General features: G+C 71.5%; 24 protein-coding genes and 2 tRNA genes. 10 read left to right on the top strand and 16 right to left on the bottom strand.

The genetic code is table 11. The features are described from left to right. Window positions 1-8 precede the first annotated feature (8 nt). From eutC to AC6H2I_RS09070, 6 genes are all read left to right on the top strand, one after another. Window positions 9-1001, top strand: a complete 993-nt coding sequence (gene eutC, locus AC6H2I_RS09095; protein ID WP_497500289.1) for an ectoine utilization protein EutC — start codon at window positions 9-11, stop codon at window positions 999-1001. Between the two features lie 45 nt (window positions 1002-1046). Then, complete coding sequence (doeA, locus tag AC6H2I_RS09090; RefSeq protein ID WP_497500288.1) at window positions 1047-2228, top strand: ectoine hydrolase DoeA; 1182 nt, start codon at window positions 1047-1049, stop codon at window positions 2226-2228. Between the two features lie 2 nt (window positions 2229-2230). Further along, window positions 2231-3241, top strand: coding sequence for a N(2)-acetyl-L-2,4-diaminobutanoate deacetylase DoeB (gene doeB / locus AC6H2I_RS09085; protein WP_497500287.1), 1011 nt, complete (start codon window positions 2231-2233; stop codon window positions 3239-3241). Window positions 3242-3577: 336 nt separating this feature from the next. Next, window positions 3578-3856: a hypothetical protein gene (locus AC6H2I_RS09080; RefSeq protein ID WP_497500286.1), complete on the top strand. Its 279-nt coding sequence runs from the start codon at window positions 3578-3580 to the stop codon at window positions 3854-3856. A 158-nt stretch (window positions 3857-4014) separates the two neighbouring features. Then, complete coding sequence (locus AC6H2I_RS09075) at window positions 4015-4722, top strand: cytidylate kinase-like family protein (RefSeq protein WP_497500285.1); 708 nt, start codon at window positions 4015-4017, stop codon at window positions 4720-4722. Between the two features lie 154 nt (window positions 4723-4876). After that, window positions 4877-5740, top strand: coding sequence for a PP2C family protein-serine/threonine phosphatase (locus AC6H2I_RS09070; protein ID WP_497500284.1), 864 nt, complete (start codon window positions 4877-4879; stop codon window positions 5738-5740). A gap of 8 nt (window positions 5741-5748) precedes the next feature. Here the strand turns inward: AC6H2I_RS09070 and AC6H2I_RS09065 are convergent, their stop codons facing one another. The 8 genes from AC6H2I_RS09065 to AC6H2I_RS09030 all read right to left on the bottom strand — a co-directional run bounded on the left by AC6H2I_RS09065 (window position 5749) and on the right by AC6H2I_RS09030 (window position 14540). Beyond that, window positions 5749-6597: a DUF4384 domain-containing protein gene (locus AC6H2I_RS09065; protein ID WP_497500283.1), complete on the bottom strand. Its 849-nt coding sequence runs from the start codon at window positions 6595-6597 to the stop codon at window positions 5749-5751. Window positions 6598-7354: 757 nt separating this feature from the next. Further along, window positions 7355-8128 carry an MBL fold metallo-hydrolase gene (locus AC6H2I_RS09060; protein ID WP_497500282.1) on the bottom strand — a complete coding sequence of 258 codons (774 nt, stop codon included), beginning with the start codon at window positions 8126-8128 and terminating at the stop codon, window positions 7355-7357. 6 nt (window positions 8129-8134) lie between these two features. Then, window positions 8135-8935 carry a TatD family hydrolase gene (locus AC6H2I_RS09055; protein WP_497500281.1) on the bottom strand — a complete coding sequence of 267 codons (801 nt, stop codon included), beginning with the start codon at window positions 8933-8935 and terminating at the stop codon, window positions 8135-8137. A gap of 1 nt (window position 8936) precedes the next feature. Then, the gene (metG, locus tag AC6H2I_RS09050; protein ID WP_497500280.1) at window positions 8937-10493 is read right to left on the bottom strand and encodes a methionine--tRNA ligase; all 1557 of its coding nucleotides are present in this window, start codon (window positions 10491-10493) and stop codon (window positions 8937-8939) included. Window positions 10494-10629: 136 nt separating this feature from the next. Beyond that, the gene (locus AC6H2I_RS09045) at window positions 10630-11769 is read right to left on the bottom strand and encodes a DNA polymerase III subunit delta' (protein WP_497500279.1); all 1140 of its coding nucleotides are present in this window, start codon (window positions 11767-11769) and stop codon (window positions 10630-10632) included. Next, window positions 11766-12407, bottom strand: a complete 642-nt coding sequence (gene tmk, locus AC6H2I_RS09040; protein ID WP_497500278.1) for a dTMP kinase — start codon at window positions 12405-12407, stop codon at window positions 11766-11768. Before tmk ends, AC6H2I_RS09045 begins: the two co-directional genes overlap by 4 nt. 13 nt (window positions 12408-12420) lie before the next feature. Further along, window positions 12421-13572: a D-alanyl-D-alanine carboxypeptidase family protein gene (locus AC6H2I_RS09035; RefSeq protein WP_497500277.1), complete on the bottom strand. Its 1152-nt coding sequence runs from the start codon at window positions 13570-13572 to the stop codon at window positions 12421-12423. A 170-nt stretch (window positions 13573-13742) separates the two neighbouring features. Further along, window positions 13743-14540 (bottom strand): YdcF family protein, encoded by a 798-nt coding sequence (locus AC6H2I_RS09030; RefSeq protein ID WP_497500276.1) that lies wholly within the window; start codon window positions 14538-14540, stop codon window positions 13743-13745. Between the two features lie 182 nt (window positions 14541-14722). Between AC6H2I_RS09030 and AC6H2I_RS09025 the strand changes: the two genes are divergently transcribed. After that, the gene (locus AC6H2I_RS09025) at window positions 14723-16681 is read left to right on the top strand and encodes a methyl-accepting chemotaxis protein (protein ID WP_497500275.1); all 1959 of its coding nucleotides are present in this window, start codon (window positions 14723-14725) and stop codon (window positions 16679-16681) included. Here the strand turns inward: AC6H2I_RS09025 and AC6H2I_RS09020 are convergent. The 6 genes from AC6H2I_RS09020 to AC6H2I_RS08995 all read right to left on the bottom strand — a co-directional run bounded on the left by AC6H2I_RS09020 (window position 16678) and on the right by AC6H2I_RS08995 (window position 24220). Then, window positions 16678-17949, bottom strand: coding sequence for an RNA polymerase sigma factor (locus AC6H2I_RS09020; protein WP_497500274.1), 1272 nt, complete (start codon window positions 17947-17949; stop codon window positions 16678-16680). The two genes, AC6H2I_RS09025 and AC6H2I_RS09020, sit on opposite strands and share 4 nt — an antisense overlap. Before the next feature lie 75 nt (window positions 17950-18024). Then, window positions 18025-18447: a YciI family protein gene (locus AC6H2I_RS09015; RefSeq protein WP_497500273.1), complete on the bottom strand. Its 423-nt coding sequence runs from the start codon at window positions 18445-18447 to the stop codon at window positions 18025-18027. A 121-nt stretch (window positions 18448-18568) separates the two neighbouring features. After that, complete coding sequence (locus AC6H2I_RS09010; RefSeq protein ID WP_497500272.1) at window positions 18569-21217, bottom strand: valine--tRNA ligase; 2649 nt, start codon at window positions 21215-21217, stop codon at window positions 18569-18571. Between the two features lie 98 nt (window positions 21218-21315). Further along, entirely contained in the window at window positions 21316-21963 is a 648-nt protein-coding gene (locus AC6H2I_RS09005) for a DUF2497 domain-containing protein (RefSeq protein ID WP_497500271.1), read from the bottom strand. 115 nt (window positions 21964-22078) lie between these two features. Further along, window positions 22079-23467 carry a TolC family outer membrane protein gene (locus AC6H2I_RS09000; RefSeq protein WP_497500270.1) on the bottom strand — a complete coding sequence of 463 codons (1389 nt, stop codon included), beginning with the start codon at window positions 23465-23467 and terminating at the stop codon, window positions 22079-22081. Window positions 23468-23563: 96 nt separating this feature from the next. Then, complete coding sequence (locus AC6H2I_RS08995; RefSeq protein WP_497500269.1) at window positions 23564-24220, bottom strand: protein-L-isoaspartate O-methyltransferase family protein; 657 nt, start codon at window positions 24218-24220, stop codon at window positions 23564-23566. 224 nt (window positions 24221-24444) lie between these two features. Between AC6H2I_RS08995 and AC6H2I_RS08990 the strand changes: the two genes are divergently transcribed. The 3 genes from AC6H2I_RS08990 to AC6H2I_RS08980 all read left to right on the top strand — a co-directional run bounded on the left by AC6H2I_RS08990 (window position 24445) and on the right by AC6H2I_RS08980 (window position 25146). Then, window positions 24445-24518 (top strand) — tRNA-Cys (locus AC6H2I_RS08990). A gap of 91 nt (window positions 24519-24609) precedes the next feature. After that, window positions 24610-24684: transfer RNA gene (locus AC6H2I_RS08985), tRNA-Asn, on the top strand. A gap of 231 nt (window positions 24685-24915) precedes the next feature. After that, entirely contained in the window at window positions 24916-25146 is a 231-nt protein-coding gene (locus tag AC6H2I_RS08980; protein WP_497500268.1) for a hypothetical protein, read from the top strand. Between the two features lie 20 nt (window positions 25147-25166). Here AC6H2I_RS08980 and AC6H2I_RS08975 read toward each other — a convergent pair whose 3' ends face one another. Both AC6H2I_RS08975 and AC6H2I_RS08970 read right to left on the bottom strand, forming a co-directional pair. After that, complete coding sequence (locus AC6H2I_RS08975) at window positions 25167-25430, bottom strand: hypothetical protein (protein ID WP_497500267.1); 264 nt, start codon at window positions 25428-25430, stop codon at window positions 25167-25169. A gap of 88 nt (window positions 25431-25518) precedes the next feature. Then, a complete protein-coding gene (locus AC6H2I_RS08970; protein WP_497500266.1) occupies window positions 25519-25701 on the bottom strand; it encodes a hypothetical protein in 183 nt (60 codons plus the stop codon). Window positions 25702-25797 lie beyond the last annotated feature (96 nt).

Raw genomic sequence — 25797 nt, 5'->3', positions numbered from 1 at the left:
CCGCGCCCATGCCCACCATGACCATCCTCACCGAGGCGGAGCTGCGGCGGATCGTGCCGCTGGACCTGGACGCGGTGGCCTGCGTCGAGGACGCCTTCCGGGCGCTGGCGACCCGGCCCGTGGTGATGCCGCCGATCCTGCGCCTCGACGTCGCCGAGGCGAACGGCGAGGTCGACGTGAAGACCGCCTATGTGCCGGGCCTGGACGGGTTCGCCATCAAGATCAGCCCCGGCTTCTTCGACAACCCGCGGCTCGGCCTGCCCAGCGTCAACGGCCTGATGGTGCTGCTCAGCGCCCGCACCGGGCTGGTCGAGGCGCTTCTGCTCGACAACGGCTACCTCACCGACGTGCGCACCGCCGCCGCCGGGGCGGTGGCTGCCCGGCACCTGTCACGGCCCGACTCCTCGGTGGCGGCGGTGTTCGGGGCCGGCGTGCAGGCGCGCCTGCAGCTGGAGGCGCTGACCCTGGTGCGGCCGATCCGCGAGGCCCGGCTGTGGGCCCGGCGCGGGGACGCGGCGGCGGCGGCGGCCGGCGACCTCACCCGGCACCTGGGCATTCCCGTGCGCGCGGAATCGGATCCGCACGCCGCCGTCGCCGGCGCCGACATCGTCGTCACCACCACCCCCGCCGCGGCGCCGATCCTGATGGCCGGGTGGCTGTCCCCGGGCCAGCACGTCACCGCCATGGGCTCCGACGCCGAGCACAAGAACGAACTGGACCCGCGGGTGCTCGCCGCCGCCGACCTCTACGTCGCCGACAGCCTGGCCCAGACCCGCCGGCTGGGCGAACTGCACCACGCGCTCGCCGCCGGCGCGGTGTCGCCGGCCGCCGCCCTGGCGGAGCTGGGCGCGGTGATCGCCGGCACCGCGCCGGGCCGCCCGTCGGCCGCCGCCCTGACCGTCTGCGATCTCACCGGCACCGGCGTGCAGGACACCGCCATCGCCACCCTGGCCCGCCGCCGCGCCGCGGCGGCGGGGGCCGGCACCGCCTTTTCCACCTGATCCCTTCGGCCCCACCTGAACCCCTGGCAGGGACACCATCCCACGATGACCGAGCCGACCCTGAACTTCACCCGCGCCGAATACGCCCAGCGCCTTGCCAAGACCCGGACCGCCATGGACAGGGCCGGGATCGACCTGCTGGTCGTCAGCGACCCGTCCAACATGGCGTGGCTGACCGGCTACGACGGCTGGTCGTTCTACGTCCACCAGTGCGTGGTCGTGCCGCCCCATGGCGACCCCCTGTGGTACGGCCGCGGCCAGGACGCCAACGGCGCCCGGCGCACCGCCTACCTGGCCGAGGACCGCATCCTCGGCTACCCCGACCACTACGTGCAGTCGACCGAACGGCACCCCATGGACCGGCTGGCGCAGATCCTCGCCGACCGCGGCTGGGGGGCGCTGCGGATCGGCGTCGAGATGGACAATTACTGGTTTTCCGCGGCGGCCTTCGCGTCGCTCCAGAGCCACCTGCCCAACGCCCGCTTCCACGACGCCACCGCCCTGGTGAACTGGCAGCGCGCGGTGAAGAGCCAGCAGGAGCTGGCGTATATGCGCAAGGCGGCGCGCATCGTCGAGGCGATGCACGCCCGCATCCTCGACACGGCCGAGGTGGGCCTGCGCAAATGCGACCTGGTGGCCGAGATCTACGACGCCGGCATCCGCGGCGTCGACGGCTATGGCGGCGACTACCCGGCCATCGTGCCGCTGCTGCCGTCGGGGGAGGAGGCCTCGGCGCCCCACCTCACCTGGGACGACCGCCCGCTGAAGCGGGGGGAGGGGACGTTCTTCGAGGTGGCCGGCTGCTACAAGCGCTACCACTGCCCGCTGTCGCGCACCCTGTTCCTGGGCACCCCGACCCAGGCCTTCCGCGACGCCGAGGCGGCGGTGCTGGAGGGGATGGAGGCCGGCCTGGCGGCGGCCCGGCCCGGCAACACCTGCGAGGACATCGCCAACGCCTTCTTCGCCGTGCTGAAGCGGCACGGCATCGTCAAGGACAACCGCACCGGCTATCCCATCGGCCTCAGCTACCCGCCGGATTGGGGCGAGCGCACCATGAGCCTGCGCCCCGGCGACCGCACGGTGCTGGAACCGGGCATGACCTTCCACTTCATGACCGGGCTGTGGCTGCCCGACATGGGGCTGGAGATCACCGAGAGCATCGCCATCACCGACACCGGGGTGGAGTGCCTCGCCGACGTGCCGCGCCGCCTGTTCGTGAAGGACTAGCCATGCTCGCCGACACCCTGCCGCCGTCGCCCGTGGTGCCGACGGTGGACTTCAACGCCGAGGGGGCGCAGCACGGCGTCCTTCGCCTTCCTTACAGCCGCGACGAGTCGGCGTGGGGATCGGTGATGATCCCCATCGCGGTGATCCGCAACGGGGAGGGGCCGACGGTTCTGCTGGCCGGCGGCAACCACGGCGACGAGTACGAGGGGCCGGTGGCCCTGTTCGACCTCGCCCGCACCCTGCGCTGCGAGGAGATCCAGGGCCGGGTGATCATCGTCCCGGCGATGAACTATCCGGCGTTCCGCGCCGGCACCCGCACCTCGCCGATCGACCGCGGCAACCTCAACCGGACCTTCCCCGGCCGCCCCGACGGCACGGTGACCCAGAAGATCGCCGACTATGTCACCCGCCACCTGCTGCCCCTGGCCGACCTGGTGCTGGACATCCATTCCGGCGGCAAGACCCTGGACTTCGTCCCGTACGCCGCGGCCCACGTCCTGGCCGACAAGGGCCAGGAGGCGCGCTGCTTCGCCGCCGTCGACGCGTTCGGCGCGCCCTACGCCATGCGGATGCTGGAGATCGACGCCCTGGGCATGCTCGACACCACGGCGGAGTCCATGGGCAAGACCTTCGTCACCACCGAGCTGGGCGGCGGCGGGACGGCCCGCGCCTCCACCATCACCGTCGCCAAGCGGGGCGTGCGCAACCTGCTCAAGCACGCCGGCGTGCTGGAGGGACCGCCGGAGGTCGGGGAGGGGTCGCGCTGGCTCGACATGCCGGACGGCCAGTGTTTTCATTTCGCCGAGGACGACGGCCTCTTCGAAACCTGCCGGGACCTCGGCGACCCGGTGCGCCGGGGCGAGGTGGTGGCGCGCATCCATCCCGTCGGCCGCACCGGCCGCGCCCCGGCGGAATACCGGGCGGCGCTGGACGGCATCCTCGCCGCCCGGCATTTCCCGGGTCTGGTGCAGGCGGGCGACTGCATCGCCGTGATCGGCACCGTCGACCTCTGACCAATGGCCGATGCCCCCCGGTCAAAGTGCCGCACCGACCGGCGTCGGGCGGCACCGGCCTACCTCCCTCGGTGCGTTGACGCAACGGGCCGGGAAGCGTAGCATTCCCTTAGCGTTAACTAATACGAGGCCGGTTCGGACCCGCTCAACGCCGACGACGGCGTGCCGCAGAACGGGTCCGGGACAGGGCCGCCGCACTCGGGTGGGGATCGATCCCTGCTCCGAACTCCGCCCTGCGCCTGCGTCCCGGGGGCATGCGACGAGTTGGCGACGCACAACAAAGTCCAACGAATGGCAGCAACAAACAACGCCAATGCACAACTGGGGTGGAACGCTATGGAAGCGAAAGTTCTGGTTCACCGTTTCCTGTCCAACGCCGGGCGCGACCGCGAGACGGCGCTCTCGCATCTCATCCTGCTGCGGGATGCCATCGCCGACGCTGGCCCGGCCCCGCTCGATCCGCGGCGCCGCCGGTGCCTGCACGCGGTCGACGACATCATCGACACCTTCCGTTTCTACCGGACCGGTGAACGGGATGTGGCGGAGGCATCGCGTGCCCTGCACCAGACACTGCTGCTCTACGCCGAGCTGACGCAGTCCGACGCCACGCACTGACGCGCCGGGAACCCGGATCAACGGGCGAACAACGCCCGGGGGGAGGGACAGAGACAGCCACCGGCCGGCCCGGCGCCCCCCCCTCCGACCGCGGTCGGAGGGGGGGGCGTCGGGCCGGCAGCCCACACAAGGGGGCACCACCCGAAAGGAGGCCGGCCATGTCCAGGGAAACCCTGCGCTCCGTTCTCGCCTTCCTCGCCGCCGACGACTACCGCTCCGCGCATGCCGGGAAACACGCGGCGCCCGTGGTCACCATCGCCCGTGACCACGGGGCGGGAGGCGAGGGCATCGCGCGCCGCGTCGCCGAGGCGCTGGGCGTGCGCTGTTACGACCGCGAGCTCATCGAAGGCGTCGTCGCCGAGGCCCGCTCGGACAAGGCGGTGATGCGCACGCTCGACGAAAAGGTGCCGGCGCGTGGCAGCGCCTTCATGTTCGCCAGCATGCTGGGCTTGACCGATCCGCTGCCGGAATACCAGCAGACCCTGGCCCGTGTGGTGCGGGGCATCGCCCGCGGCGGCGGCGTCATCGTCGGGCGCGGCGCCCACCTCATGCTGCAGGACGTCCCGTGCGTGCGGGTGCGAATCGTCGGGTCCGAGGATCTGTGCGCCCGGCGCCTGGCGGCGGAGGGCGGCGACGACGTCCGCGCCTGCCTGGAGACGGTGCGGAGGCTGAACCGGCAGCGCGCGGCGTTCCATGCCGAACTGTTCAACGTGTCGAACAACGATCCCCTGCAGTACGACCTCGTCATCAACACCGACCGCTTTGCGTCCTTGGACGCGGTCGCCGACCTGATCGTCGCGGCGCAGCACCGGCATAGCTCGGCGGGGACGGCCGCGGCAGCCGCCGATCCGGCGGCCGTTGGGTGATGCCGTGGGGTGACGCCACGGGGTGACGCCACGGGGTGACGCCGTTGCCAGACGGTGGTTGGTTGGGCCATGATCGGCGCGCCGGCTGGCACATGGGACACGCAGCCGACCGGCGCCGATCACCGCGCACCCGTGCGCCAGGGAAACCCTGCCGATGCCCCAGCCCGCCTTGCACCTGACATTCGCCGGCCTCACCGACGTGGGGCGGGCGCGGGCGCGCAACGAGGACAGCTTCGGGGTCAGCGAGACGATCGGGCTGGCGGTGGTGTGCGACGGCATGGGGGGACACGCCGGCGGCGACATCGCCAGCCGCACCGTCACGGAGGTGATCAGCGATTTCCTCGCCGAGTTCGCGCCGACCCCACCGCGGTCCGGGGAGCCGCCGCCGGGGGCGGCGTCGTCCAAGGGGGCGTCGTCCAGGGGGGCGCCGTCGGACGTCACCCGGACGGTGACCGCGCCGCGGGGCGGCGCGACGGGGGTGGAGAACGCCGGCACCCTCGTCCGTTCCGCGGTGCGGCTCGCCAACCGGCGTCTTGCCGCCTTGAACCAGGAACGCGGGTTCGCCGAGGGGCGCGGCATGGGCACCACCCTGGTGGGCCTGTGGCGGGTGGAGGGCACCGACACGGCGTTGGTCTTCCACGCCGGAGACAGCCGGCTCTACCGGCTGCGCGGTGGCGATCTTCGGCAGGTCACCCGCGACCACAGCCTCTACCAGATGTGGCTCGACACCGGGTCGAAGGGGCCGGCGCCCCAGCGCAACATCATCGTCCGCGCCTTGGGCACCGCCCAGGACACGGAGGTCGACCTGACGGCGACGGATCTTCGCGCCGGGGACCTCTACCTGCTGTGCTCCGACGGATTGACGGGAATGCTGGACGACGCCGTGATCGCCGGGGTGCTGGCCGAGCAGGGCCGGCGCGACCCCGCCGGCGCCTGTGCGCGCCTGGTGGCCCTCGCCAACGAGGCGGGCGGCCAAGACAACATCACCGTCGTGGTCACCTGCGTCGACGCGCCCTGACCCACCGGTCAGCGCGCCAGCGTGGTCAGGAACACCGCGTCCGCGACGGCGTCGGGCGCTTGGGACAGGCCGCGGCGAAGATCGGCGAGGTAGCGCCCGGCGTCTTCGGCTTCCGGTCGCGGTGCGGTGAACAGGGCCGTCGGCGACGCCAGCACCACCACCAGTTCGTGGCCGAACGGCGGGCCGATCGTCCAGAACCGCTCGCCCGTGCCGCGCCCGCCGAGGCGGCGCGTGCCGCGCGCGGCCAGGCGCGCCACCGGCTCCGCGGGGTTGGGCAGGAGATGCACGACCATGCCGTCGGCGGTGAAGTAGTCGACGTAGAGGTGGGCGTCGAAGTCCGGCAGCCGAAGGTCGAGGACGAGGGCGTCGCCGCTGCGGAAGCGCCCGCCGGCCACGGCCGGGGCGACGGCCAACGGCACGGCGCGCGCGGCGTTGGCCGCCTGGAGCCCCTCGACCAGGGCCAGCGGTTCGCACAGCGTGCGTGGCGCGACGACCACGTCGACTTGGCGTGCCACCTCCTTGCGGCCCCTGTCGACCAGGGAAACGATCTGGACGCGGTCGGCTTCGCTGGTGACGGTCCCCGACACGGACAGCACATCGCCCGCGACCGCGACCCGAACCGCGGCGCAGCGCAGGTCCCCCAGCCCCGTACGCACCCGTTCCAGCTCGGCCTGCAGGGGAGGGAGGGGCGGCGGAACGGGCGGCTTGGCGGGTGGCGGCTCCACCGGATCGGCGGTGGGCGCGGGCTTCTCCACCGGCGGCGGCACGGGATCGGCCGGCAGCACCGCCACCGTCACCTCCGGCTCCGGCTCCGGCAGCGGCGGCGGAAAGGCCGACGGCCCACGGCCGTCCGCCACCGGCTCCGGAACCGCGGGTTCCGCAATCGCCGGTTCCGGAACCGCGGGTTTGGGAGCCGGAGGCGGTGGCGCCTCCACCGGGGATGCCGGTTCCATCGCCGCCTCCGACCGCCCGCCGGCGGCCGGCGAGACATCCGTCGCCGGCGCCGCCGAGGGCACGGGCGAGGGCGGGGGTGGGGCAGGGAGAGGCGCGGGAGCGGTGATGGCCCGGGAAACGGCGCCCCCGGGAACGGCCGGACCGGCGGGAACGGTGGTGGGGGCGGGCGCGTGGTCCTCCGTGGGCCCGTCCGCGCCGTCCAGGACGATCCAGCCGACCGCCACGCCCACCAGAGCGACGAGGATCGCCAGGGTCACGGCCCCGGCGAGGGGCCGGGTGGGCATGTCCGCCGCACCGGCCGACCGGCCAGCCTTCCCTTGGCCACCCCCTCGGCCGTCCGCGTCGCTGCGTTGATCGGGCTGCTGGTCGCTCACGCAGGGTCCTGGCCGGTTGGCTGCCGTTCGTGCGTCGCGCCGATGCCGACGCGCTCGACTCTTCCGGTATAAGCCTTTCGGACCAGTACGCCAAGGGTGGCCCGTGCGGACATCACAGCGCGCCCCATAGTTGATGGGCCAGGGCGGTCGGCAAGCCAGAAATGCGTGGGCTGCGCCGGGGTGGGCCTGCGCACCGCGCTCTGCGCCGGCACGAAAAAGTCACATAAGGCACATTATGGAAAATCAACAGATGATGGAGCAGGGTGCCCGGTCCGCTCCCACGGCCTCAGCCCTCGGGCACCTCCAGCACCAGGCCGTCATACCCTGGCTCGACGCCCGCCGGCAGCGTGTCCTTCAAGGTCTGGTAGTCGAGGTCGTTGCTCATGTGGGTAAAGACGGCGCGCCGTGGCCGCACCCGGGCGATCCATTCGAGGGTCAGGGCCAGGTGGGCGTGCACCGCGTGCGGCGCTTCGCGGGTGCAATCGACGATCCAGGTGTCGATGCCCTCCAGCGCCGCGAAGGCCGCCTCGTCCAGGCGGACCACGTCGGTGGAGTACGCGAAGCGGCCGATGCGGAAACCGCTGGTGAGGGTGTAGCCGTGATCCTGGACGAACGGCACGACCGTCACACCGGCCACCGTGAAGGGGCCGCGGATCGGCTCCGCCCGCAGGACGGGCCGGTAATACATGTGCCCCTCGGGCAGCGGCTCGAAGCAATAGGCGAAGCGACGGCGCAGCTCCTCCAGGTGCTCGGCCATGCCGTAGGCCGGGACCGCCGCCTGCATCAGCCGGCAGATCTCCCGCAGCTCGTCGATGCCGTGGCAATGGTCGGCGTGCTGGTGGGTGTAGAGGACGGCGTCGAGGCGGCGCACGTCGGCGTCCAGCAACTGCTGGCGCAGGTCGGGCGTGGTGTCGATCAGCAGCGCCGCCCCGCCCGCGTCCACCAGCGCCGACGGCCGCAGGCGCCGGTTGCGTGGCTCGGCCGGATCGCACCGCCCCCACAGGCCGCCGACCACCGGCACCCCCGACGAGCCGCCGCAGCCCAGGACGGTGACGCGCACGGGCGCCTACGCCGCGACGTCGCGGGCCGCGGTGGCGGCGCGCTCGAACAGGCGGAAGAAGTTCTCGGTGGAGCGCCGGGCCAGTTCCGCCGGATCGACGCCCTTGACCTCGGCGACGACGCGCGCGGTGTTCACCACGTATGCCGGCTCGTTGCGCTTTCCACGGAACGGGGTCGGCGCCAGATAGGGGGCGTCTGTCTCCACCAGGATGCGGTCCAGCGGCACGTCCGCCACGATGGCCCGCAGGTCGTCGGACTTCTTGAAGGTGACGATGCCCGACAGCGAGATGTGGAATCCGTACGCCAGCGCCTCCTCGGCCAGGGCCCGGCCCGAGCTGAAGCAGTGGAGCAGGCCCTTCACCGGCGCGCCGGCCGCGGTGTCGCGGACCACCCGCATGGTGTCGGCGTCGGCCTCGCGGGTGTGGACGATCAGCGGCAGCCCGGTCTCCTGCGCCGCCAGGACATGACGACGGAAGCACTCCTCCTGGTCGCCGCGCGGGCTCTTGTCGTAGTGGTAGTCCAGCCCGGTCTCGCCGAGGCCGACGACCTTGGGATGGGCGGACAGGGCCACCAGGCGCTCCACCGTCGCCCCCGCCAGTTCCTCGCCGGCGTTGTGGGGGTGGACGCCGACGGTGCACATGACGTCGTCGAAACGCTCCGCCACCGCGCACACGCGGTCGAAGCGGGACAGGTGGGTGCAGATGGTGACCATCCGTCCCACCCCGGCGCGCCGGGCGCGCGCCACGATCTCGTCGACGTCCCCGGCGAAATCGGGAAAATCCAGATGGCAGTGGCTGTCGACCAGCATGTCAGCTCTTCGCCTCCTCCACGTAACGGGGGAACACGCCCTGGGGCGGCGGCAGCGCGGTGCCGGGAACCAGCGCCCCGCCCTGCCCCAGGCGATCGAAGCCGCGGGCATCGGCGCCCTGCCCCAGCTGGTCCAGAATGCGCGCCGAGGCGTCCGGCATCACCGCCTGGGTGATGATCGCCAGGTGGCGGATGGTTTCCGCCAGCACATACAGTACCGTCGCCATACGCGGCGGGTCGGTCTTCTTCAGCGCCCACGGCGCCTGCTCGTCGATGTAGCGGTTGGCGTCGTCGACGACCCGCCAGATGGCGTCCAGCGCGCGGTGGAACGCCTGCTCCCGCATTTCCGCGCGCACCGCGCCGAGCAGCCCGTGGGCGGCGGCCAGCAGCGCCGTGTCGGCGCCGGTGAAGGGTTGCGGTTGCGGCACGGCGGCGCCGCAGTTCTTGGCGATCATCGACAGCGACCGCTGCACCAGGTTGCCGTAGCCGTTGGCCAGTTCGCTGTTGATCCGCTGGACCATGGCGGCGTGCGAGAAGTCGCCGTCCTTGCCGAAGGCCACCTCGCGCAGCAGGAAGTAGCGCGTCTGGTCGAGCCCGTAGGTGCCGACCAGCGTCTCCGGGGCAATGACGTTCCCCAGGGACTTGGACATCTTCTGTCCCTCGATGGTCCACCAGCCATGGGCGAAGACACGCCTGGGCGGCTCCAGCCCGGCCCCCATCAGGAACGCCGGCCAGTAGACCGCGTGGAAGCGCAGGATGTCCTTGCCCACCATGTGCAGGTCGGCCGGCCAATACCGCTCGTAGGCGCCGCCCTCGGCGGTGTCGGGATAGCCGACGGCGGTGATGTAGTTGGTCAGGGCGTCCAGCCACACATACATGATGTGCTTGTCGTCGCCCGGCACCGGGATGCCCCAGGAGAAGGCGGTGCGGCTGATGGAGAGGTCCTTGAGCCCGCTCTTGACGAAGGAGATGACCTCGTTGCGGCGCCCCGGCGGCAGGATGAAGTCGGGATGGGCGTCGTAGAACGCCAGCAGGCGGTCCTGCCAGGCCGACAGCCGGAAGAAGTAGGACGGCTCCTCCACCCAGTCGCACTCGGCGCCGGTCGGCGCGATCTTCTTGCCATCGGGACCGTCGGTGAGCTCGTCCTCGCCGTAGAACGCCTCGTCGCGCACCGAGTACCAGCCGGCGTAGGAGCCGAGGTAGATCTCGCCCCTGTCCTGAAGCCGCGTCCACAGGGCCTGAACCGCGGCGACGTGGCGCGGCTCGGTGGTGCGGATGAAGTCGTCGTTTGAGAAGTTCATCAGGGTCACGAGGTCGCGGAAGTTCTGCGACACCCGGTCGGTGAATGCCTGGGGGGCGACCCCGGCCGCCAGGGCCGACTTCTCAACCTTCTGCCCGTGCTCGTCGGTTCCCGTGAGGAACTTCACGTCGTGACCGTCCAGGCGCATGAAGCGCGCCAGGGTGTCGCACGCCAGCGTGGTGTAGGCGTGGCCGATGTGCGGCACGTCGTTGACGTAGTAGATGGGCGTGGTGAGGTAGTAGGTCTTCGACCCGGACATGGTCGGTGGTCTCCCGAGGTGCGGTCCCACCGCCGGTCGGCGACCGGCGGGGCGTGCTGAAGCCGGTCGGCGACCGGCGGGGCGTGCAGATGCCGGTCGGCGACCGGCGGGGTGCGCCGCCGCCGCCCATCCCGGATCAGGTGGACGCCGCCTCGAGCGTGAGCAAGGCGTTGACCACCACCTGTTTGCGGTCGAGGTTGGCGGATTGGGCGCGCGCGAACAGGCGCCCGACCTTTTCCCACACCTCAATCCAGCGATCAAGGCCGCGCGCCGCGGCGAGGCGGCCCATCAGCGCCGCCTCGCCCTCGACCACCTCGGCCGGCCAAGCCCCGCGCGCCATCGCCCGGGCGAAGCGGGCGAGCCACCACAGCAGGAGATCGGTGGCGGTTTCGTAGGTTCCATCGTCCTGGCCCCGGGTCAGCGTGTCGCCGAAGGCGTAGGCCGCGGCGACGTCGAGGGCCGGCAGGGTGCTCAGAAGCCCCATGAGGTCGCGGTAGAGGCCGAGACCGCCGGCGTCGGCAAGGGCGACGGCGCGGCCGATGCTCCCCTCCCCCAGCCGCGCCAGCGCCGCCCGGTCGGCGTCGCCCACCTCGGGGCGGTGGCGGGCCAGCAGGCCGGCAACCGCGTCCTCCGGCAGCGGGCCCAGGGACAGCTTGCGGCAGCGCGAGCGGATGGTCGGCAGCATCCCGCCGGGATTCTCGCTGACCAGGAGCAGAAGCGTGCGCGGCGGCGGTTCCTCCAGGATCTTCAAGATGGCGTTGAGGCCGTTGAGGTTCATGCGGTCGGCGCCGTCGATCACCGCGACGCGCCAGCCGCCCTCCGCCGACGTCATGCGCAGGAACGGGCCGATCCTGCGCACGTCGTCGACGGCGATGTCGCGCTTCAGGCGCCCCTTCTTCTCGTCGCGCTGCCGCTCCACGGTCATGAGGTCGGCGTGGCCGCCCGACGACACCCGGCGGAAGGTCGGATCCTCCGGCGCCACGGCCAGGGACGCCGGCGGCTCCGGCGCGCCGAACAGGCCGGGCGCGGCGGAGTCGCCGTGGCCATGGGCGAGCACGAAGCGGGCGAAGCGGAACGCCAGGGTCGCCTTGCCCACCCCCGGCGGGCCGCCGATCAGCCAGGCATGGGGCATGCGCCCCGACGCCCAGGCGTCGAGCAGCAGGCGCTCCGCCGCCTCGTGGCCGACCAGGTCGGGGTTGCGCCGCGGGGCGAAGGGGTCCCGCTCCTCCTCCGTCGGCACGGCGGCGCGCCCGCCACGGCTCGCGGCGCGGCTCAACGGGGCACCACGCCGAGGCGCCGGGTCACCGCGTCGAGGATCCCGGCCTGCACGCGCTCCACCGGGTGGCCGGCGTCGACGACCACGCAGCGCCCGGGCTCCCGCCGGGCGATGTCGAGGAAGCCGTCGCGCAGGCGGCGATGGAAGGCCAGGTCCATGCGCTCGTAGCGGTCCTCTCCGCCAGGGCGGGCACGCGTGCGCCCCAGCCCGTGCTCGGCGTCGAGGTCGAGGATCACCGTCAGGTCGGGGAGGAAGCCGCCCAGGGCCACCCGCTGCAACGCCTCCACCGGCTCCCGCCCGAGGCCGAGGCCGTACCCCTGATAGGCCATGGTGCTGTCGGCGAAGCGGTCGCACAGCACCCAGCGCCCGGCGTCGAGGGCCGGCCACACCGTGCGCTCCAGATGATCGCGCCGCGCCGCGGTGTGCAGCAGCGCCTCGGTGACGGCCCCCCAGCGCCCGGTGTCGCCCGCCACCAGCAGGCGCCGGATCTCCTCGGCACCGGGCGACCCGCCGGGCTCGCGCGTGGTCGTCACGTCCACGCCGCACCCGGCCAGCGCGTCGGCCAGCAGGCGGAGCTGGGTCGACTTTCCGGCCCCCTCCCCGCCCTCCAGGGTGATGAACCGTCCGCGCCCGCTCACGAGCGGTCCGCCGTCACGAGCCGGTCCCGAAGACCAGGTACTTGGCCCCGGCCAGGGCCCGGCCGAAGAAGCCCAGCTTCTCCACGCCGGTCGCGGCGACCACCGTCACCTCCTTGGGCGGTTGGCCGGGGGCGGCGATCACCAGCTTGCCGATCGGGTCCCCCTTGGCGATGGGGGCCTCGACCGGCGCATCGGTGACCAGGGTGACCTTCATGCTGGGCCGGTCGACCCGGGCCATGGTCACCTGCAGATCCTCGGTGACGGTGGCGGGCACGGTTTCCCGGTCGCCCAGCCACACCGGAACCTCGTCGATCGTGGCGCCCGCCTTGAACAGGGGATAGGCGTCGAACTCGCGGAACCCCCACTCGATCAGGCGGGCGGACTCGTCGGCGCGCGCCTGCATGTCGGGCAGGCCGTTGACCACCAGGACGAGGCGGCGGCCGTCGCGCAGCGCCGAGGCGGTCAGGCCGAAGCCGGCGAGGTCGGTGTGGCCGGTCTTCAGACCGTCGACGCCCATGTCGCGGTAGAGCAGCGGGTTGCGGTTGCCCTGCTTGATGCCGTGGTAGGTGAACTCCCGCTCGGAATAGAAATGATAGTATTCCGGGAAGTCCTCCATCAGCCGCTCCGCCAGCAGCGCCAGGTCGTGCGCCGTGGAGTAGTGGTCGGGATCCGGCCAGCCTGTGGCGTTCTTGAAGTTGCTGTCGTGCAGGCCGATTTCCTTGGCGCGCTCGGTCATCTTCTCGGCGAAGGCCTGTTCGGATCCGGCCAGCGCCTCGGCTAGGACGATGCATGCGTCGTTGCCGGACTGGATGATGACCCCGCGGATCAGGTCCTCGACGCGGATGTTGTTGTGCAGCTCCACGAACATCTTGGAGCCCTGCATGCGCCACGCCCGCTCGCTGACCGGCAGCTCGTCGTCGAGCGACAGCCGCCCCTCGTGAAGCGCCTCGAAGACCATGTACATGGTCATCAGCTTGCTCATCGACGAGGTCGGCATGCGCTCGCCGGCGGCCTTCTCGAGCAGCACCGTGTCGCTGGTCACGTCGATCAGCACGGCCTGCCGGGCGATCGTGTCGATGGTGGCGGCACGCGCCGGCAGGGCCGCCCCCGCGGCGGCGACGAGGCCGACCAGCAGAATGGCAAGGCGCTTCCGGACTCCGGTCATGTTGGTTCCCCTCGGTACGCGCTTCGGTGTCATGGTCGGCGGATCATTCCACGAAGATTCGGGCGGCGGTGTGGCCGCGCCGCGGCGGCACGCCCGGCCCGGCCGCCGCCAATCTAGCCGAGCCGACGCCCCCCGCCAATGGGGTCGGCCCGCCGGAGCCATCCGTTGTCTCACGGCCCCGGAAACAGCGATTCGGTGCGCCCCAGGACACGGTAAGCGACCAGGCCGACCCATTCACGCACCGCGGAGTCGACGGCGTCCAGCCCGTCCGCCACCGCGAAGCCGAGCTCCAGGACCGGTTCCGGAGCGGTGCGGTAGTCCACGGGATGGGCAACCACCGGCCAGCCGAGCCGGCGGAACACGCCCACGGCCCGCGGCATGTGGGCGGCGGAGGTCACCAGCAGCCACACCTCGCCCGGACGCGGTCCGACCAGCGCCCGGCTGAACACGGCGTTTTCCCAGGTGTTGCGGGAGCGGTCCTCGAAGAGCACCCGGCCGGCGGGCAGACCGGCCTGCTCGAACACCGCGCGCGCGACGCTGGCCTCGCGATGCGGGCTCCCCCACAGTGCGGCGGTGCCGCCGGCCGCCACCAGGCGCGCCGCCGGGTAGCGCCGGGCCAGGGCGACCAGCGCCAACAGCCGTTCCGCCGCGCCGTTGACCGCGGGAGCCCCGCGCGCCGCCGCCAGGTCCGGCTCGGCGGCGCCACCCAGCATCACCACCCCGTCGACACGCGCCGGCAGGGCACCCGCGGGAAAGCGGTTCTCCAGCGGGGCTGCGACCCAGGGTCCCAGGGGAAGCACGGCGCATGCGACGAGGCAGGCCAGCGCCGCCGCGACGGCGGCGCGGCCGATGCCGCGCCAGCGCACGCTCCGGACGAACAGCAGGGCCGTTCCGCCAAGCAGGACCAGGGCCAGCGCGTTGGATGGCGCGGCAAGGGCCCACAGCGCCTTCGAGAGAATGAAGTCCACGGTCGCTCCCCCTCCCCCTGCGCCGCGCCGGTCAGGCCGCGCCGCGATCCGGCCGGCACTCCATTTTTGTGCCGCAACATTCCTCAAACTGTAACGCAAGATACATACAGATTAAGGACGCGGTCGCCATTGATGGGGGGCGCGGTCGTCCCCGTGCTCCGGTCTCGAAAGGCACAGCCGTCATGCTCTCCAACCTCCCCATCGGTACGCGAATCGCCCTGCTCGTGCTGGCCTCGCTCGTCACGCTCGCCCTGCTGGGCGGGACGATCACGATGGGAGCCCAGCGGGTGTTCCAGGCGGCCGACGACCTCAACGGCTTCCGCGAGGTCGGCGAGCGGATCGGCGGCGTGGAACGGCGCGCCAGCCGCCTGCGATTCCAGGCCCTGAGGTTCATCACCGAGCGTGACACCTCCGCGGCCGAGGCATTCGACACCAACGCCGAGGAGATCGCCGCCCTGCTCGACGAGCTGAAGGCGTCGGCGGGCAGCGCCATCCCCGTCGACGACCTGGACAGCCTGTCGGCCGGCGTCGTCACCCTGTCGGAGCGGTTCGACGCCGTGGTGGAGCGCGCCCGTGAGCTGGGGCTGACCGACGAGGAGGGGCTGCGCGGCAAGCTGCGCGCCTCGGCGAGCGCCATCGAGGACGAGCTCAAGATGTGGCCGAACGCCGACAAGATCACCAGCCGCATGGAGGCGATGCGGAAGATGGAGAAGGACTTCATCATCTACAACGATGAATCGCTTCTGTCGGGCCACCGCAAAGCCTTCAACGAGTTCACCTTCTTCCTGGCCGATCAGGGGCTGGACGCGACGACCCAGACCAAGCTGGAAAAACTGGCGCGCACCTACCGCAAGGATCTCGGCCTGTTCGTCGACGCCACCAACGCCTTCCGCGCCGATGTCGGCACCTTCAACGAGGCGTTCCAGGCCCTGGGGCCGCGCTTCGACGCCCTGCTGGACACCGCTGGCGCCGGCATGACCGACGCCGTCGACACCCAGAACCGGGTGGCCGACGACGTGATCCACACGGCCGTGACCGCCGGCGCGGTGCTGATCGTCGCCTTCATCGTCATCAGCCTGCTGGTGGCCCGCTCCATCACCCGGCCCCTGGGGTCGATCGAAACGGTCATGGCCCGCCTCGCCACCGGCGACCGCGCGGCGGTGGTTCCGGGCACCGAGCGCAAGGACGAGATCGGCGCCATGGCCCGCGCGGTTCAGGTCTTCAAGGAAAGCCTGCAGCGCACCCACGACCTGGAGATCGAGGCGCGCGCCGCCGAGCGGCGGGCCGAGGAGGAGCGCCAGAACGCGCTCAACGAGGTCGCCCGCGACTTCGACGCCGCCTTCGCCAAGGTGCTGAACACCGTCGGCACGGCGGCCGAACAGATCCGCGGCGGCGCCCACATCCTGCGCAACACCGCGGAGAAGATGCGCCTGCAGGCGGTCGACACCTCCGACAAGGCGTCGCAGACGTCCGAGGTCGTGGGCATCGTCCAGTCCGTCTCCCACACCCTCACCACCTCGATCGGCGAGATCGGCAGCCGGGTCTCCACCAGCGGCACCGCTGTCCAGCGCGCCGTGGAGCGCGCCCGCCAGAGCGACGCCGCGGTCCAGGCGCTGTCGGAGAGCTCCCAGCGGATCGGCGAGATCGTCCGGCTCATCAACGAGATCGCCGGCCAGACCAATCTGCTGGCGCTGAACGCCACCATCGAGGCGGCGCGCGCCGGCGAGGCCGGCAGGGGCTTCGCGATCGTCGCCCAGGAGGTGAAGGTGCTGGCCAACCAGACGGCGCGCGCCACCGAGGACATCGCCGGCCAGGTCACCGCCATCCAGACCGCGACCAGCGACGTGGTGGACGCCATTCTCGCGATCCGCCACACCATCGAGGAGGTCGACGGCCTGTCCCAGGAGGTCTCCATCGCCGTCGGCCGCCAGCTCGAACAGACCCAGGAGATCGTCAGCGCGGTGGGGCGCGCCTCCGACAACTCCACGGAGGTGTCGAACGGCGTGAGCACCATGGCGATGACCGCCGCGGAAACCGGCAAGTCCGCGGTGGAGATGATCTTCTCCGCCGGTCAGCTCACCAACGAGTGCGAGCAGCTCCAGGCCGACGCCCACCGCTTCGTGTCGTCGATCCGCGCCTAACCCGCCGCCGCCCGGCAGGCGGCGGCGCGCCGGGCGAGGAATGCCGTCTCCGGGGCGTTGCGGCTGAGGCCCGACGCCCGCTCGAACTGCTCCGCCGCCTCGGCGTGGCGCCCCGCACGATGGAGGGCGTCGCCGATCGCCGCCGGCAGCGGGGCGTAGCCGGCCAGCACCGGAAGGGACGCGAGCGGCCCCAGCAGGGCCAGCCCGGCCTCGGGGCCGAACGCCATGCCGTGGGCCACCGCCCGATTCAGCGCGACCACCGGCGACGGCTGCACCGCGGCCAACGCGTCATAGAGGCCGGCGATGCGAACCCAGTCGGTTTGCGCCGGGTCCGGCGCCCGGGCATGGCACGCGGCGAGCGCCGCCTGCAGCGCGTATGGCCCACAGGCGCCGCCCTGACGCTCCGCCCGGGCCAGCGCGGCGAGGCCACGCCCGATCAACAGGCGGTCCCATCGCCGGCGGTTCTGCTCCGGCAGGGGAATCGGCACGCCGTCCCGGCCGGTCCGGGCGGCCAGGCGGGAGGCGTGCAGCTCCATCAGCGCCAGCAAGCCGAGCACCTCCGGCTCGTCGGGAAGGATTCCGGCGAGAATCCGGCCCAGCCGCCGGGCCTCGGCGCACAGCGACGGACGGATCAGGTCCTCGCCCGCCGTGGCGGCGTACCCTTCGTTGAAGATGAGGTAGACGACCTCGAGCACGGGGGCCAGGCGCTGCCGCCGTTCGGCGCCGCGTGGCACCGCGAATGTCAGCCCCGCCGCGGCCAGTGTCCTCTTGGCGCGGACGATGCGCTGGGCGACGGCGGACTCGGTGGCCAGGAAGGCACGCGCGATCTCGCCGGTGGAAAGGCCGCCGATCAGGCGCAGGGTCAGGGCCACCCGTGCGTCGTGTGGCAGCACGGGATGGCAGGCGGCGAAGATGAGCCCGAGCAGGTCGTCGCCGACGTCGTCGTCGAGGGCGGAGTCGATCCGCTCGACGGCGCCGTCCCGGCCCTCGTCGAGAACGCGGGCGATCTCCGCGTGCCGGTCCGCCTGCATCCGGGCGTGACGAAAGCCGTCGATGGCGCGGCGCCGGGCGGTCGCCATCAGCCAGGCCCCCGGGGCGTCCGGCACGCCGCTCCTCGGCCAGTCGGCAAGGGCGGCGAGCAGGGCGTCCTGTGCGAGATCCTCCGCCCGGCCGATGTCGCGCACCAGCCGCGCCAGGCCGGCGATGAGCCGGGGCCGTTCGATGCGGAAGACCGTTTCGACCGCGCGCTGGATGTCGGCGTCCGCCATGGTGTCACCGCGAGGGTGCGGCGGAGCCGGCGCCACCGCCGCGGCGATGGTGCGCCGGCTCCGCCGTCGGGGATCCTAGTGGTCGCCGAGCTTGGCCCGCGTGCGGTCGTGGAGGTCGGCGATCTCCGGGGTCATCGCCTCGGCGAAATCCTCCATCCCGTAGAGCGGGCGGATCTCGATCTCGCTCGGACCGGGCATCGGGTTGGGGCAGCGCTTCACCCACTCCAGGGCCTCGTCCATGTCGCGGACCTCCCACAGCCAGTAGCCGGCGACCAGTTCGCGGGTCTCGGCGAACGGGCCGTCGATGACGGTCCGGCCGACGCCGTCGAAGGCGACCCGCTTCCCCTGGGCCGACGGCTTCAGTCCGTCGCCGGCCAGCAGGATGCCGGCGTTGACCAACTCCTCGTTGTACTTGCCCATGGCGTCCAGCAGTTCGGTGGAGGGCATGCCCCCCGCTTCGCTGTCGGCCGTCGACTTCACCATGACCATCACACGCATCGTCTCTCTCCCTCGGTGACCACACCGGCCGGGATGGCCGGTGTGGTCCTAGGACGAACGAGCGGCGGTGCGATCGACATCCGCGCGACGTATTTTTGTCCCGCGCGGGCCGCGATCGCGGTCAGCCCGCCAGCATGTCCAACGCGCTCTGCAACTTGGACCGGGCCTGCTCGGCCGTGTCGCGGCGGTCGCGCTGCTCCTCGATGACCTCCTCGGGGGCCTTGGCGACGAACTGCTCGTTGCCCAGCTTGGCGTCGATCTTCTTGATCTCGCCGGCCAGCTTCTCGATTTCCTTGGCCAGTCGCGCCCGCTCCTTGGCGAGATCGACCACGCCTTCCAGCGGCAGCACCAGGGTGGTCTCGTCGAGCACCGCCTGCACCGCCCCCTTGGGCACGGCGCCGGACAGCGGCTCGACCGTGGACAGCCGGGCCAGCCGCACGATCAGCTCCCGGTGCGTCTCCAGCCGCGCCAGCGACGCGGACGACGCGTCCTTGAGCAGCAGCGGGATCTGCACCGCCGGCGGCACGTTCATCTCCGAGCGCATGGACCGCACCGAGGTGATCAGCCGCACCACCCAGTCCATCTCGTCGCGGGACGCGGCGTCCACCAGGTCCGGCCCGTGCTCGGGCCAGCCGGCGGAAATCAGCCGGTTGGCGCGGCCTTCGGCAAGCTGCTCCCACAGCTCCTCGGTGATGTAGGGCATGAGCGGGTGCAGCAGGTGCAGGATCTGGTCCAGCACCCACGCCGTCGTCGCCCGCGTCTCCGCCTGGGCCGTGGCGTCTCCGCCGGTGAGGATCGGTTTGGTGAACTCCAGGTACCAGTCGCAGAACGTGCCCCACGCGAACTGGTAGAGAGTGCTGGCGGCCTCGTTGAACTTGTACGCCTCGATCGCCTCGGCGACCTTGTGCCCGGTTTCGGCAAGCGCGCCGACGATCCAGCGGTTGACCGTCTGGCCGAGGCCGTCGGGCGTGTAGCCGTCCACCGGCACGCAGCCGTTCATCTGGCAGTACCGTGCGGCGTTCCACAGCTTGGTGGCGAAGTTGCGGTAGCCCTCGACCCGGTTGACCGCCAGCTTGATGTCGCGGCCCTGCGCCGCCATGGCCGCCAGGGTGAAGCGCAGCGCGTCGGTGCCGTAGGCGTCGATCAGTTCCAGGGGATCGATCACGTTCCCCTTCGACTTCGACATCTTCTGGCCCTTCTCGTCGCGGACCAGGGCGTGGATGTAGACGGTGCGGAAGGGCACGTCGCCCATGAAATGGATGCCCATCATCATCATCCGGGCCACCCAGAAGAAGATGATGTCGAAGCCGGTGACCAGCACGTCGCCGGGATAATAGCGGTCCAGCTCCGCGGTCTGGTCGGGCCAGCCCAGGGTCGAGAACGGCCACAGCGCCGACGAGAACCAGGTGTCCAGGACGTCGGAGTCGCGGGTCAACGCGGTGGGCCGGCCGTAATGGGCGTCGGCCTTGCGCTGGGCCTCCGCCTCGCTCTCCTCGACGAAGACCGTGCCGTCGGGGCCGTACCACGCGGGGATCTGGTGGCCCCACCAGATCTGGCGGCTGATGCACCACGGCTGGATGTTGCGCATCCATTCGTAATAGGTGTTCTCCCACTGCCGGGGCACGAACACCGTCTTGCCGGTCTCCACCGCCGCGATGGCCGGCTTGGCCAGGGTGGCGGCGTCCACGTACCACTGGTCGGTCAGCCACGGCTCGATGGCCACGCCGGAGCGGTCGCCGTGCGGCACCTTGTGGACGTGCGGCTCGATCGTCTCCAGAAGGCCGAGCGCCTCCAGGTCGGCCACCACCCTCTTGCGCGCCTCGTAGCGGTCGAGGCCGCGATAGGCCTCGGGCACGGCGTCGGTGAGCCGGGCGTCGCGGTCCATGATGTTGATGGCCTCGAGGCCGCACCGCTTGCCGACCTCGAAGTCGTTGAAATCGTGGGCGGGGGTGATCTTCACCGCACCCGACCCGGTCTCCGGGTCGGCGTAGGTGTCGGCGACGATGGGGATGCGGCGGCCGACCAGCGGCAGCACCACGTGGCGGCCGATGAGATCCTGGTAGCGCTCGTCATCGGGATGCACGGCCACGCCGGTGTCGCCCAGCATGGTTTCCGGACGGGTCGTGGCGACCACGATGAAGCGGCCCTCCTCGCCCTCGATGGGGTAGCGGAAGTGCCAGAGGTTGCCCTTGATCTCCTTCTGCTCCACCTCCAGGTCGGAGATCGCCGTGTGCAGCTTCGGGTCCCAGTTGACGAGGCGCTTGTCCTTGTAGATCAGCCCCTGGCGGTGCAGCTCCACGAACACCTTGCGCACGGCCTTGCTGAGGCCGTCGTCCATGGTGAAGCGTTCCCTGGGCCAGTCCGGCGAGGCGCCAAGGCGGCGGAGCTGGCGGGTGATCTTGCCCCCCGACTCGGCCTTCCATTCCCACACCTTGTCGATGAAGCGCTCGCGGCCGAGGTCGTGGCGGGTCTGGCCGTCCTTGGCGAGGTTGCGCTCCACCACCATCTGGGTGGCGATGCCGGCGTGGTCGGTGCCCGGCTGCCAGAGCGCGTCCTTGCCGCGCATCCGCTGGTAGCGGATCAGCACGTCCTGCAAGGTGAAGGTCAGCGCATGGCCCATGTGCAGGCTGCCCGTTACGTTGGGCGGCGGCATCATGATGGTGTAGGGCCGGGCGCTGGACGTCGTGTCGGCGGCGAAGGCCCCCGACTCCTCCCACAGGCGGTAGTGCTTCTCCTCGACCTCGGCGGGCCGGTAGGTCTTTTCCAGCATCTCTGGCGTACTCTCGCTCGCGCTGTCGTGTGCGTCTTCGGTGTGCGTGGTCACGGCATGACCGGGGCCGCCCTCGGCATGGGGGACGGCCGCCGGGTTCAGAATTTCTGGGTGCGCCGCATCATGCGGTCGATCTCCTGCTGCACCAGCCGCTCCACGACGGTGGGCAGGTTCTCGTCCAGCCACTCCTTCAACAGCGGCCGCAGCAGTTCGCGCACCACGTCCTCCACCGTGCGGATGCCGATCGGCATGGGCCCGACGGAAAGATCGTCGCCGAGCTCGCGCGCCAGATGGGTGAAATGCTGCGACGCGTCGCGCGCCGTGCGGCGCGAGATCAGCCCCTCGAAATCATCGTCGTCCATCGCCGGGGCGGGCCGCCGCCGGGGCGGCGGGGCCGGCATCTCGGTGAGGTCGTCGTCAAAATTCCCCATCGGTGGCGGTGGCGGCGGCGGCCGGCGGAGCGGCCGCTCCGGTTCCGGTTCCGGTTCCGGGAACGCCGGTTCCTCGGCGGGCCAGCCGTCGTCCTCCGGCTCGCTCTCCGGTTCGTCCTCGACCACCTGGGTGAGTTCAAGGACGTCCTCGTCCTCCTCCTCCTCGTCCTCCACCGGAGCCGCCGGGGGCGGTGGTGGCGGGGGGGGAGGCGGCGGTGGAGGTGGAGGCTCGGAATCCGGCTTCTCCTGGGTCTTCGCCCCGGGCTCGCCGTCTTCGGAAATGATCCGTCTGATGGAGGCGAGAATCTCCTCCATCGACGGTTCTTGTTGGCCTTTATCGCTCATAGGGCAAACCCGGGGACGTCAACCTCGCCCTAACCCTAGGGCAGGATTGAACAAAAAGCCACCGGGCAAAGCGCTCCCGCTGGCCTCACTCGGCGATTTCCGTGCCCCACCACTTGCCGCGGGTCTGCTGGTAGTGGGAGTCCATGTCGTAATACTCCACCGGCAGGCTGAGCTGCTGCGCCGTCAAGCCGCCGATCGCCGACAGCAGGGTGAAGGCGGCGACCATCTCCTGGCGCTGGGCGCGCACGAGGTTGACTCGGGCGTTGAGCAGCTCCTGCTCCTGGTTCAGGACGTCGAGCACCGTACGCGAGCCGACCTGGGCCTCCTGGCGGACACCCTCCAGGGCGATCTCCGCGGCCGAGATCTGCGAGCGGTAGGAGGAGATGCTGGCGCGCGCCGTCGCCAGGCTCTGCCAGGCGGAGATCGCCGAGTTCACGGCCTGGCGCCGGGCGTCCTCGATCTGGATGCGGTACTGGTTGGCGGTCTGCTTGGCCTCGCGCACCCGCGCTTCGGGCAGCCCCGCCTGGTACAGCGGGATGACGATCTGGGCACGCACCGACAGGCTGTCGGTGCGGTCGATGGCGGTGCTGGACGAGGACGGATCGTAGGTGCGCGCGCCCTGGGCCGTCAGGTTCGCCGACGGCAGCAGCCCGCCGTAGAGCTGATCGACGGCCTGGCGCTGTGCCTCTTCGTTGAAGCTGGCGGCCAGCACGGCGGGGTTGTTGCCGCGCGCCATCTCCACCGCGTCGTCGAGGTTGCGGGGCAGCTTGAAGGTCGGCTTCGGCGCCTTGAGCTCGCCGGGGCGGGCGCCGACCACCCGCTCGTAGTTGGCGCGCGACACCTGCAGCGCCCCTTCGGAGGCGATGCGGTCGGCGGTGGATTCGGCGAGGCGGGATTCCGACTGGCTGACGTCGGTGCGGGTGTACTCGCCGACCCGGAAGCGGTCCTGAGCCGCCTCGAGGTTGCGGCGCAGCACCTGCTCCTGGTTGTTGGCCAGGGTGAGGACCGCCTGGTCCTGGACGACGTCGAGGTAGACCGTCGCCGCGTTCAGCAGGACGGACTGCTCGGTCGCCAGCACCGACGCGCGCTGCGCCTCGACCAGCGCCTCCGATCGGCGCACCGACGGCCCGACCGAGGCGTCGTACAGGGGCTGCGACAGCGACAGCCCCAGGGACTTGGCGGTGTTGGCCGAGTTGACCCCGCCGCTGCCCTGGACCTCGCTGTTGCTGAAATTGCGGGTCGCGTCGATGGTCGCCTGGACGGTCGGGCGGTAGCCCGACAGCGCCTGGGAGACGGTCTCGTCGACCGCACGGAGCTGCGCCCGCTCGGCCGCCAGCTCCGGGTTGGTGGCGTAGGCCTGCGCCAGCGCCTGCTCGAGCGACTGGGCCGAGGCGGCGATGGGGGCCCCGAGCGCCACCCCGGCGAACATCACGGTCGCCAGCCAACGGTGCGCGGAACGGCTTCGATCGGTCATGTCTGTCGGACCTTCCTGTAGGGGACGGCGTCTTCGGCCGCCTTGTCGGGGCTGCGGCCTGGAAGGCCGCGCCCCTTCGATCAGATCGCGAACACTCTAGAAGACGAATTTGGGTTTCGGCTCGAGCCCCGGCAGCAGGTGCGGCCTGGCCTCGAACAGCACACGGCTGGAAATCTGGCCGCCGGCGCGGCGGAACAGGCGCATCTGCCCGACGCCGCTCTCACCCAGGACGGCCGCCACCATGCGGCCGCCCTCGGCGAGCTGGTCGCACACGGCGGCGGGAACCTCGGCGACCGCGCCCTCGAACACGATGACGTCGTAGGGACCCTGGGCGACATAGCCGTCGCCGAGCGCGCCGGTGACGACCAGCGCGTTGTCGGCCCCCACCTCCTGGATCGTCTCCGTGGCACGTCCCGCCAGCGCCGCGTCGCACTCCAGGCCGACCACGGTCGCCGCGAGACGGGCGATCACCGCGGTCGAGTAGCCGGTGCCGCAGCCGACGTCGAGGACCACGTCGGCCTCGCCGATCTCGGCCTCCTGAAGCATCCGTGCGAACACCATCGGCTCGGTCATATACCGGCCGTTGCCGATCGCCACATCCTCGTCGACATAGGCGATGCCGCGCGACGCCTTCGGGACGAACGCTTCCCGCGGCACGTCGAGCATGGCGTCCACCAGACGTTGGTTGGTCACCTTGTTGGGACGGATCTGACCCTCGACCATGTGAAGGCGGGCGGCGGCGTAGTCGGGCATGGCTGTCGCAATCAGTCGGTTGAAACGGCAATGGCGCCAAGCCGCGACGCGCGGCTCCGCAGCCTTGGCCGTATATATCCGGAACCACCATCGAAAACAACGCCGCGGCGCGCGCCCCGGCGGTGCCGGCGGCGCCGCTCAAGCGCGCTTGACCGCATGGAACGAGGTCGCTATACCTGCCGCTCCGCTCGTGGCGCCCCGGATCTTCGGGGTGCGTGAGGGATGGCGCGGTGGCAGAGTGGCTATGCAGCGGACTGCAAATCCGTGTACGTGGGTTCGATTCCCGCCCGTGCCTCCATCCTCCGCGGCTCCGCTCCCCCGGGCACGTGCCGGGCGGTTCGGTGTTGACGGGCGGCAGGGGGGCCGCTAAAAACCCCCGCACGCGCTGATCCGGCGTGGCGCAGCGGTAGCGCAGCGGACTGTTAATCCGTTGGTCGTAGGTTCGAATCCTACCGCCGGAGCCAATTCGAGACACCCGCCCCGGCCGCCCGTGGCGGGTGTTTTTCGTGCGTGGCATCCCCGCCGCGGGCCTATGGCCTTCGATGGCGGCGGCGACCGACCGAAAGCGCCCGTCGCCTCTGCCCAACGGCGGCACGACAAACGGCCCGATCGGGTGTAGCCTCGATTATCGAAGACGATCATCTCTTCAGCCGACGCGTGCACCCCGTGCGCCCGTCCTGGTGGAGGGCCGAACCATGCTCACGCACGGATCTCCGACTCGCAGGGCCGGCGCCGCCCTTTTGCGCCACCCGTCGTGGCGGCTCGACGGCGAAGGCGCGGCGGCGCTGGTGGCGCTGGTGTCCGTCGCCGCGGCGGCGGCCGTCGCGCTGGTCCTTCTCGTGTCCGCCGGCGGCGGGTTGCCGGACGACCCGCTGACCCTGCCGCTCCAGAGCCGGCCGATGATCATGGTGCCGCTCGGTCTGTGACGGGGGGGGCCGGGGCGGCCCTACTCCTGGGCATAGTCGTCGTAGATGGTCCGCTCGTCGGGACCGCCGGCGGGAGCGGCGGCGGGATCCGTGGGGGGGGCCTCGCCGATGTCGCGCTTCCACTCGCCGCACCAGTCGGTCGACAGGGTCACGGCGAAGCGGCCCTCGGGCGCCCGGGCGGTGACCACCGGCGGAAAGCGCCGGCAGGTTCCCTTGGGGCCGCGCTGGCGCACCCCCTGGCCTTCCCAGAAACGGCAGGTGTAGCAGGTGTCGGTTCGCTTCATGCCGCCACTATCGTCCGCCCGCGGCCTCGCGTCGACGGCGAAGTGACGCCATCGACGCGCCGGCGCCGGCCGGCCCGGGCCGGCCGGTTCAGTACGGCTGCTCCTTCGGCTTGCCCGGCCGCAGGTCGTTGGCGCACCGCACGTAGAACTCCTTGATCTCGGCGTCCAGTTCGGTGCGGCGGCGCCCGTCCGGCGAGTCCGCGGGCGCCGCGGCAAGGCGCTGGAACTCGGCCACGGCCTGCTCCAGTTCGCTCTGGCTGTTGATGGTCATCGTCGCGTTCCTTCCTTCGCGTGTCGCTGCCCTTGAAACACCCCGGCCCGGCCGAGGTTGCGTTTCTCATGCGGCAACCGCGCCATCCCCTTGCCG

The sequence above is a fragment of the Azospirillum sp. NS33 genome, assembly GCF_059703765.1.
This window is presented reverse-complemented; position numbering and strand designations above follow the sequence as displayed.

Excerpts from the sequence above, each read along its gene's own strand:
- eutC (WP_497500289.1), top strand. The coding sequence starts at position 9 with ATGCCCACCATGACCATCCTCACCGAGGCGGAGCTGCGGCGGATCGTG.
- doeA (WP_497500288.1), top strand. The coding sequence starts at position 1,047 with ATGACCGAGCCGACCCTGAACTTCACCCGCGCCGAATACGCCCAGCGC.
- doeB (WP_497500287.1), top strand. The coding sequence starts at position 2,231 with ATGCTCGCCGACACCCTGCCGCCGTCGCCCGTGGTGCCGACGGTGGAC.
- AC6H2I_RS09080 (WP_497500286.1), top strand. The coding sequence starts at position 3,578 with ATGGAAGCGAAAGTTCTGGTTCACCGTTTCCTGTCCAACGCCGGGCGC.
- AC6H2I_RS09075 (WP_497500285.1), top strand. The coding sequence starts at position 4,015 with ATGTCCAGGGAAACCCTGCGCTCCGTTCTCGCCTTCCTCGCCGCCGAC.
- AC6H2I_RS09070 (WP_497500284.1), top strand. The coding sequence starts at position 4,877 with ATGCCCCAGCCCGCCTTGCACCTGACATTCGCCGGCCTCACCGACGTG.
- AC6H2I_RS09055 (WP_497500281.1), bottom strand. The coding sequence starts at position 8,935 with ATGCTGGTCGACAGCCACTGCCATCTGGATTTTCCCGATTTCGCCGGG.
- metG (WP_497500280.1), bottom strand. The coding sequence starts at position 10,493 with ATGTCCGGGTCGAAGACCTACTACCTCACCACGCCCATCTACTACGTC.
- AC6H2I_RS09035 (WP_497500277.1), bottom strand. The coding sequence starts at position 13,572 with ATGACCGGAGTCCGGAAGCGCCTTGCCATTCTGCTGGTCGGCCTCGTC.
- AC6H2I_RS09025 (WP_497500275.1), top strand. The coding sequence starts at position 14,723 with ATGCTCTCCAACCTCCCCATCGGTACGCGAATCGCCCTGCTCGTGCTG.
- AC6H2I_RS09020 (WP_497500274.1), bottom strand. The coding sequence starts at position 17,949 with ATGGCGGACGCCGACATCCAGCGCGCGGTCGAAACGGTCTTCCGCATC.
- AC6H2I_RS09015 (WP_497500273.1), bottom strand. The coding sequence starts at position 18,447 with ATGCGTGTGATGGTCATGGTGAAGTCGACGGCCGACAGCGAAGCGGGG.
- AC6H2I_RS09010 (WP_497500272.1), bottom strand. The coding sequence starts at position 21,217 with ATGCTGGAAAAGACCTACCGGCCCGCCGAGGTCGAGGAGAAGCACTAC.
- AC6H2I_RS09005 (WP_497500271.1), bottom strand. The coding sequence starts at position 21,963 with ATGGAGGAGATTCTCGCCTCCATCAGACGGATCATTTCCGAAGACGGC.
- AC6H2I_RS09000 (WP_497500270.1), bottom strand. The coding sequence starts at position 23,467 with ATGACCGATCGAAGCCGTTCCGCGCACCGTTGGCTGGCGACCGTGATG.
- AC6H2I_RS08995 (WP_497500269.1), bottom strand. The coding sequence starts at position 24,220 with ATGCCCGACTACGCCGCCGCCCGCCTTCACATGGTCGAGGGTCAGATC.
- AC6H2I_RS08980 (WP_497500268.1), top strand. The coding sequence starts at position 24,916 with ATGCTCACGCACGGATCTCCGACTCGCAGGGCCGGCGCCGCCCTTTTG.
- AC6H2I_RS08975 (WP_497500267.1), bottom strand. The coding sequence starts at position 25,430 with ATGAAGCGAACCGACACCTGCTACACCTGCCGTTTCTGGGAAGGCCAG.
- AC6H2I_RS08970 (WP_497500266.1), bottom strand. The coding sequence starts at position 25,701 with ATGACCATCAACAGCCAGAGCGAACTGGAGCAGGCCGTGGCCGAGTTC.